Here is a 7318-nt window from a genome sequence, read left to right as displayed (position 1 = left end):
ACCATCTCCGGCACCAACGTGGTCTACACCCCCGCTCCGGGCTTCGTCGGCACCGACACCTTCACCTACACCATCACTACTGCTTGCGGGACTGCCACTGCCACCGTCACCGTCACCATCCCCTGCACCGATACGCCCATCCGCCTGGTCAACGGCAGCTTCGAGGCGCCACCTGTGACCGGGTTCCAGATGCTCCCCGATGCCTCGATCAACCCGAGTATCGGCTGGCAGACCACTGCCGGCGACCGCCTGGTGGAGTTCTGGCGTACCGGCTACACCGGGGTCCCATCAGCTGATGGGCAGCAGTTCGCCGAACTCAACGCCAACCAGTTCTCCACGCTGTATCAGGACCTGCCCACCGTTCCCGGAACGGTCATGACCTGGTCGCTGTATCACCGGGGCGTCGCGGGCACGGACGTGATGCACGTGCTCATCGGCGCTCCCGGTGCGGCCGTGGCCCAGACCCCCGCCGGAGCCACCTCCCCCGACATCACCGACGGCAACACCGCCTGGCGCCGCTACACCGGGACCTACGTCGTCCCGCCGGGACAGACCGTCACCCGGTTCTCCTTCGAGTCGGTGTCGACCGCAGGTGGTAACCCGGCGACCGGCAACCTTCTGGACGGCGTGACATTCGAAACACCGGCCTGCCCAGCCACAACACAAACGCCGTGAAGGCGGACGCAACCTCGGGTGCGTACACCGCAAATTGATCGATCGCTGACCCGCGACCGCTCAGCTCCTTGACCATCACCACGACACCCGGCCGAGGGCCACGCGGACAGAAACGGAACAGATGCCAAAGCTCCTGTGCAGCAAGGCAACACAACCCTTGCTGCACAGGTCCACCTACCTTTGCTGGACTTCCCCTCCTAGCGTGGAGACCTGACCTAAGGAGAAGGTCGGGTCGTGGGAGAGAGCAGACGCAGGTTCGACCCGGAGTTCCGGGCGGGCGGAGTCCGCATCGTGCGGGAGACAGGAAAGCCGATCGCGCAGGTCGCGAAGGATCTGGGCATCAACGCGGGCACGCTGGCCAACTGGATGCAGATGGATCGGCTGGCCCGCGAGCAGGACACCAACGGCGGGGAACTGGCCGAATCGGAGCGGGAGGAACTCGCCAGGCTACGCAGGCAGCGGGCTGAGTGGGCCAAGGAACGCGCCGAGCTGGAGATGGAGCGGGATGTCCTCAAGCGCTCGGTGTATGGGTCAACGAGGCGATGGGCCGGTGAGCACGGTGGCCTTCACCCGCCCCCGGAAGACCGAGCACGGCATCAGCCGCATCACTTCCTGCCGGGCGTTGGGAGTCTCGCGATCCTGGTTCTACAAGTGGAAAGACCGCGCTGTCACCGCTCGTGAGCGGCGGCGTGCCGATCTGGATGCGGCGATCGCGCAGCATTTCACCGCCTCCGGTGGCGCCCATGGCTCGCCGCGCGTCTCCCGTGACCCGCGCGTGGTCTGGCCGGGTCCGCCAGCGGACGAGCCCGGTCGAGCGTGGTGGCTCGACCGGGCTCGTCGGGTGGAAACGGATCAGGCGAGGTCGAACCGGTCGAGTTCCATGACCTTCGTCCAGGCCGCGACGAAGTCGGTCACGAACCTGTCGGAGGCGTCCTTGCTGGCGTAGACCTCCGCGAGGGCTCGGAGCTGGGAGTTGGAGCCGAAGACGAGGTCGACCGCGGTGGCGGTCCACTTCACCTCATCGGTGCTCACGTCGCGGATCTCGTACACGTGCTCCTCGGACTCCGATGCCTTCCACCGGGTGCCCGGGGAGAGCAGGTTGGTGAAGAAGTCGTTGGTGAGCACGCCGGGCCGGTCGGTGAGGACGCCGTGCCGGGTACCGCCGACGTTGGCCCCGAGAGAGCGCAGGCCGCCGATGAGGACGGTCATCTGGGGCGGGGTCAGGTTGAGCATGTAGGCGCGGTCGACGAGCAGCACCTCCGGCGGGGTCTTCTCGCCGGAGGACAGGTAGTTGCGGAACCCGTCGGCGCGGGGCTCGAGGACCCGGAAGGACTCGACGTCGGTCTGCTCCTGGGTGGCGTCGGTGCGGCCCGGGCGGAACGGCACCGTCACCGTCACGCCGGCCTCACGCGCCGCCTTCTCGACGGCGGCCGAGCCGGCCAGCACGATCAGGTCGGCAAGCGAGATCTTCGCGCCGCCGGCCTCGTTGAACTCACGCTGGATGCCCTCGAGGGTCTCCAGGACCGTCGCGAGCTGCTCGGGCTGGTTGACCTCCCAGCTCCGCTGCGGCTCCAGACGGAGCCTGGCGCCGTTGGCGCCGCCGCGCTTGTCGGTGGACCGGAAACTCGCGGCGGAGGCCCAGGCGGTGGAGACCAGCTGGGCGGTCGTGAGGCCGGACTCCAGGACCTTGGCCTTCAGGGAGGCGATGTCGCCGTCACCCACCAGTTCGTGATCGACGGCCGGCACCGGGTCCTGCCACAGCTGGGGTTCGGCGACCCACGGTCCGAGGAAGCGGCTGACCGGACCCATGTCGCGGTGCAGCAGCTTGTACCAGGCCTTGGCGAAGGCCAGCGCGAACTCGTCGGGGTGCTCCAGGAAGCGACGGGAGATCTTCTCGTACGCCGGGTCGACGCGCAGCGACAGGTCGGTCGTGAGCATCGTCGGCTTGTGCTTCTTCGACGGGTCGTGGGCGTCGGGGATGATCGCCTCGGCGTCCTTCGCGACCCACTGCTTCGCGCCACCGGGGCTCGTGGTGAGCTCCCACTCGTAGCCGAAGAGGATCTCGAAGAAACGGTTGCTCCACTGTGTCGGCACGTCGGTCCACGTCACCTCGAGACCACTGGTGATCGTGTCCTTGCCCTTGCCGCTGCCGTAGGTGCTCAGCCAGCCCAGCCCCTGCGACTCCAGCGGCGCGCCCTCGGGCTCCGGCCCCACATGGCCGTCCGCGCTCCCGGCGCCGTGGGTCTTGCCGAACGTGTGGCCGCCGGCGATGAGAGCGACGGTCTCCTCGTCGTTCATCGCCATCCGTCCGAAGGTCTCGCGGATGAAATACGCCGCCGCGGCCGGGTCCGCGTTGCCGCGGGGACCCTCCGGGTTGACGTAGATGAGACCCATCTCGGTCGCGCCGACGTCCGGCGACATCTCATTTTCGGTGACGTAGCGCTCGTCGCCGAGCCAGGCGTCCTCCGGACCCCAGAAGATCTCCTCCGGCTCCCAGATGTCCTCGCGGCCGAAACCGAAGCCGAAGGTCTTGAACCCCATGGACTCCAGGGCGACGTTGCCGGCGAGCACGAGCAGGTCGGCCCACGAGATCTTCTGGCCGTACTTCTGCTTGACCGGCCACAGCAACCGGCGGGCCTTGTCGAGGTTGGCGTTGTCGGGCCAGCTGTTGAGCGGGGCGAAACGCTGGGAGCCGTCGCCGGCCCCGCCGCGACCGTCGTGGATGCGGTAGGTGCCCGCGGCGTGCCAGCTCATCCGGATCATCAGGCCGCCGTAGTGGCCGAAGTCGGCCGGCCACCAGTCCTGCGAGGTGGTGAGCACCTCGATGATGTCCTGCTTGAGGGCCTCGACGTCGAGCTGCTCGAGCTCCTTGGCGTAGCTGAAGTCCTCTGCCAGCGGGTTGCTCCTGGAGGAGTGCGCGCGCAATGGCGAGAGGTCGAGCTGGTTGGGCCACCAGTCCCGGTTCGTGTGCGGACGACCGCCGGTCTTCGGAGTCGGCGAGTCGATGGCCGGGTTCTCGCTCTCGCTGCCACGCGCGGTCACGGAGTCGTGCGCGATCGGACAGCCGCCTGCTTCACCCCCGCTCTTCGTGTCGTTGACGATCGCGTCGTGGTTCTCGGTCATGGAAATCCTTCCGGATCAGCTGGCGGTGGAACAGTTGAGGCACACGCCCCAGTAAATGATCTCGGCCTCGTCGATCACGAAGCCGTGATCGTTGGACGCCGTCAGGCAGGGCGCCTCACCGATCGCACAGTCGACGTCGGCGACGACACCGCACGATCGGCACACGATGTGGTGGTGATTGTCGCCGACCCGCCCCTCGAACAGGGCGGGACTGCCCGGCGGTTCTATACGGCGGACGAGCCCCGCGGTGGTGAGCGCGTGGAGGCCTTCGTACACGGCTTGCAGGGAGACCTGGCCGATACGGTCACGCACTCCCGAGGTGAGCGCCTCGACACCGAGATGGTCGCCGTTTCGGACGGTTTCGAGCAGCGCGACACGGGCCGCCGTCACCCGTAGGCCGGCACCTCGCAGCTCCTCGGCGGTGGTCGGGGGCTGGGATGCGGTCATGACTCCAACATACCCTCATGAACATGAATAATTTAAGATATTGACTGGTTCAAGTCTTGGTAGGTCTCCTTCGACGTCCGGGAGCACATGCGTCTACGTGTTCATGATCAGCCCGATCCGGCTGTGACCCGGCGCCTTCGTCACGGCCCGAGGCGAGGCACCCAAGGTGAGCGGGAACGAGGCACAGGCATGGCGCAGGTCGTGAAGCCTGGGCCGGTCGAGCCTCGCTCCATGAGCTCGTCCGGCGGCGGATCGCGCAGGCCACCCACTCGGCGGGCGAGCTGCGCGCCATGCATCCGGTGGGCTCGCCGGAGAAGGGCCGCCAGGAGCAGAAGAGCAGGCGCAGCGTGCTCGACGCCCTGCGGCGCGGCATGACGATGCGCACGATCGTTCACGCGCGCGTGTTGGACGATCCTCGTAAGGCGGCCCGGGTCAGGGAACCGCATGCCGTCGGTGACTCGCACCGGATCGTCGACGAGCCGATCCAGCAGGTGCTCGTCTTCGAGCGCACAGCGGCGTTCGTCCGGATCATCCCCGTGGCTTATTCGCCGGGCGCCCTGGTGATCAGGCAGCAGGGTCTGATCACCATCCTCATCGACCTGTTCGAACGGACCTGGGCCAGGGGCAATGGAGGCCACTGAGCCGGCACCGGCTGACCCCGCGCGAGCGCGAGGTGCTCGCTCTGCTCGCCGAAGGGCGCTCCGACAGTGCTGTCGCCCGCGCGTTGTCGATCATGGAGGCGGCCGTCGGCAAGCATGTGGCCGGCGTGTTCGTCAAGCTCGAGCCGCCCGTGACTCAGGACGACAACCGGCGGGTGCCGGCGGTGCTCGCGTAGCTGCGCGGAGCGGCGCGGTGGTGCCAGGCGGACCTCATCCTCGCCCTGGCCCCCATGTGGGCGGAATCCGGCACGATTTCAATGAGGTCATGCAACGGATGACTGGATTACTGGTCGGCGCGGTCTTCGTCGTCAACGCGCAAAGCCCGCTGAACACCGTGACCGTGAACTTCCTGCGGGTGGCCGCGCCTGTCCGGGGGCCGCGAGCGTCATCGCCATGTGGTCCGCCACAGCCCGGAAGGAGCAGCCCACCGCAGGCCCGCACCGGAACATGTTCGGCCGTGGCCACCTGATCGTCGTCGCTGAGGCGATCCCGCTCTTCGGCGGAATCCGGATGTTCGCCGCCTGGGGACGTCCGGAGCAGACCAACGTGGCCTGGGTGGCGTTCGTGGTCGGTGTGCACTTCATCGCGTTGGCGCCGGTCTGGAAGGACCGGGGCATCGCCGTACCCGGTGTGGTTCTCACCCTGCTCGGCGCCGCCGGTCTTGTCCTGGCGTCGACGGCCGCCGTCGCCTGGGTACCGTTCGTCAGCGGCGTGCTGTCCGGGGTGGTGCTCCTGGCCGGCACCGCCACCTTCGGCTGGCGCGCCATGAAAGCTCGGACGGCCTGACCAGGCCACTGCCGTTTCGCAAGCAGGATGTCAGGAGTATGAGCCTCCTGGGTTCCACCGGTCGGAACACCTCTCCACTGATCCCGGTCGGTCATCGGCGCATGTCGTCCCAAGATCGCTAAGGTGTGCCGCAGCCTGTGAAAGGACCACCTTGTCGAACTTCCCCCGGCTGTCGAGACCGGCATTGCCGACCTGGATGGTGGCCGCGGCCGTCGCCGCCTTCCCGACCTGGGAGGAGTGGCACTTTCGGCTTCACTCCGGTCCGGTCGAGACGCACGTCTGCATGAGCTCCGGGGTGTGGGAGACATCGCCCCTGGACCCCCTGCGAGGCGATCTCGACGGGATCATGCAGAACGTGGAGGCATGGGCCATCCCCGCGCTGCTGGTCCTGGGGGGATTTCTCGCCTGCCTGGGCCGCAGGGATCCACGGAGCGTGGGCCGGCGAACGGCGGGCGTTCTCGTTCTGATCGCGGTCATCAAACCGGCGACTCCCCTCTACACCTCGGCGGAGGAGTGCGGCGGTCCGATCCCCATCCTCAGTGCCGAGTGGTTCGCCACGGTGATGAGCAGTTGGGGAAGCACCCAACTCTGCCTCCTGGGCGCCGCCGCGCTCGTCCTGCTCGTCACCCAGACGATGAGCGGTGCCACCTCGAAACAGCCGGAGGTCGCCTCGTCGGCCGGTGTCACCTGGCGCCGGCCGGTGGCGCTACTGGTCGATTACGCGATCGTCATCGTGGTCCTCACCTTCGTCGTCCAACCCATCCTGGTGCTGACCGGCGTCGACGAGTTCTTCCCCTCCATCCACCTGGGCTACGGGCTCTTGAACGAGGCGGGGCTGTCGCTGGACAACGCAGATCCCGAACCGTTACTCGTCCTGTTCCTCGTGTTTCTGTACTTCTGGGCGCAACACAGCCTGTGGGGACGGACACCAGGCAAGCGCCTGCTGCGCATCGGCCTCGTCTCCACGAGGACGACGGTACGGCCGGCGGTGGGAAGGACGGCTCTTCGCACGCTGATCTTCCCGCTCCTGATCTTCGTGCCGTTCGCCGGGCCCGCCGTTCTCATCGTGGATGGGGTGTGGGCGCTTCTCGACCCTGAAGGCCGGGCGCTTCACGACCGATGGACGAACACCGACGTCATACGGACGGTTTCGAAGGTCCAGGCCCAGACGTAGCGGAACCGGCAGCCGACCTCCGGCAGGGCGCTTCACCTTGACCTCGGATCCGCCCCGCTTCCCTGCGGGCAGGGCGGCGGCAGACTGAATGAGCAGGCGGATGGGGTACGCGTGTCTGTGAAGTGACGACCCGGTTCGGGTTGCGGTTCACCGCCGCACCACGCCGTTCCAGACAGACCGGCTGAGCGCGCTGGTCCGCTGGTCCAGATTGAACCGATCCGAACGGCCAGGATCCGAGCCCCTTCTCTTTCCCGCCCTGACCGGCTCGACCGATCACCTCTCCATCACTTGGTGAGCCCAGCGATCAGCGCGGCCCGCTCCACACGGGTGCGTCCGGTCGCAGGATCTCACCGCGGTTCGAAGAAGCGACGGCCGAACGGAGCCGACGGTCGTTCACGGAGGTGACCATCCGGAGCGCCCTGACCTGACCTTGAGCGTCGCCCCAGCCCACTCC

Annotated in this window: 8 protein-coding genes; 6 read left to right on the top strand and 2 right to left on the bottom strand. The window is 67.6% G+C overall.

The genetic code is table 11. The annotated features are described in order from the left end of the window. On the top strand, positions 1–675 hold a 675-nt coding region (locus ACTOQ3_RS41545; RefSeq protein ID WP_440089421.1), incomplete at its 5' end, for an Ig-like domain-containing protein. A gap of 234 nt (positions 676–909) precedes the next feature. Continuing rightward, positions 910–1356 (top strand): transposase, encoded by a 447-nt coding sequence (locus tag ACTOQ3_RS41540; RefSeq protein WP_440089420.1) that lies wholly within the window; start codon positions 910–912, stop codon positions 1354–1356. A gap of 171 nt (positions 1357–1527) precedes the next feature. Here the strand turns inward: ACTOQ3_RS41540 and katG are convergent, their stop codons facing one another. Together katG and ACTOQ3_RS41530 are read right to left on the bottom strand one after the other, a co-directional pair. Beyond that, positions 1528–3798: a catalase/peroxidase HPI gene (gene katG / locus ACTOQ3_RS41535; RefSeq protein ID WP_440089419.1), complete on the bottom strand. Its 2271-nt coding sequence runs from the start codon at positions 3796–3798 to the stop codon at positions 1528–1530. Positions 3799–3813: 15 nt separating this feature from the next. Then, positions 3814–4245, bottom strand: a complete 432-nt coding sequence (locus ACTOQ3_RS41530; RefSeq protein ID WP_440089418.1) for a Fur family transcriptional regulator — start codon at positions 4243–4245, stop codon at positions 3814–3816. 290 nt (positions 4246–4535) lie between these two features. Between ACTOQ3_RS41530 and ACTOQ3_RS41525 the strand changes: the two genes are divergently transcribed. The 4 genes from ACTOQ3_RS41525 (at position 4536) to ACTOQ3_RS41510 (ending at position 6864) form a co-directional block, all read left to right on the top strand. Continuing rightward, a complete protein-coding gene (locus tag ACTOQ3_RS41525; RefSeq protein WP_440089417.1) occupies positions 4536–4886 on the top strand; it encodes a hypothetical protein in 351 nt (116 codons plus the stop codon). Further along, positions 4859–5080: a response regulator transcription factor gene (locus ACTOQ3_RS41520; protein WP_440089427.1), complete on the top strand. Its 222-nt coding sequence runs from the start codon at positions 4859–4861 to the stop codon at positions 5078–5080. Before ACTOQ3_RS41525 ends, ACTOQ3_RS41520 begins: the two co-directional genes overlap by 28 nt. Before the next feature lie 217 nt (positions 5081–5297). Further along, positions 5298–5690, top strand: coding sequence for a hypothetical protein (locus ACTOQ3_RS41515; protein ID WP_440089416.1), 393 nt, complete (start codon positions 5298–5300; stop codon positions 5688–5690). Between the two features lie 151 nt (positions 5691–5841). Further along, positions 5842–6864, top strand: a complete 1023-nt coding sequence (locus ACTOQ3_RS41510; RefSeq protein WP_440089414.1) for an RDD family protein — start codon at positions 5842–5844, stop codon at positions 6862–6864. Positions 6865–7318: the final 454 nt, after the last annotated feature.

The sequence above is a fragment of the Streptosporangium sp. LJ11 genome (assembly GCF_051918945.1).
Lineage (GTDB): Bacteria > Actinomycetota > Actinomycetes > Streptosporangiales > Streptosporangiaceae > Streptosporangium.
This window is presented reverse-complemented; position numbering and strand designations above follow the sequence as displayed.

What these genes read in the sequence shown, in the direction of transcription:
- katG (WP_440089419.1), bottom strand. Translation starts at nt 3,798, where the DNA reads ATGACCGAGAACCACGACGCGATCGTCAACGACACGAAGAGCGGGGGT.
- ACTOQ3_RS41530 (WP_440089418.1), bottom strand. Translation starts at nt 4,245, where the DNA reads ATGACCGCATCCCAGCCCCCGACCACCGCCGAGGAGCTGCGAGGTGCC.
- ACTOQ3_RS41525 (WP_440089417.1), top strand. Translation starts at nt 4,536, where the DNA reads ATGCATCCGGTGGGCTCGCCGGAGAAGGGCCGCCAGGAGCAGAAGAGC.
- ACTOQ3_RS41515 (WP_440089416.1), top strand. Translation starts at nt 5,298, where the DNA reads ATGTGGTCCGCCACAGCCCGGAAGGAGCAGCCCACCGCAGGCCCGCAC.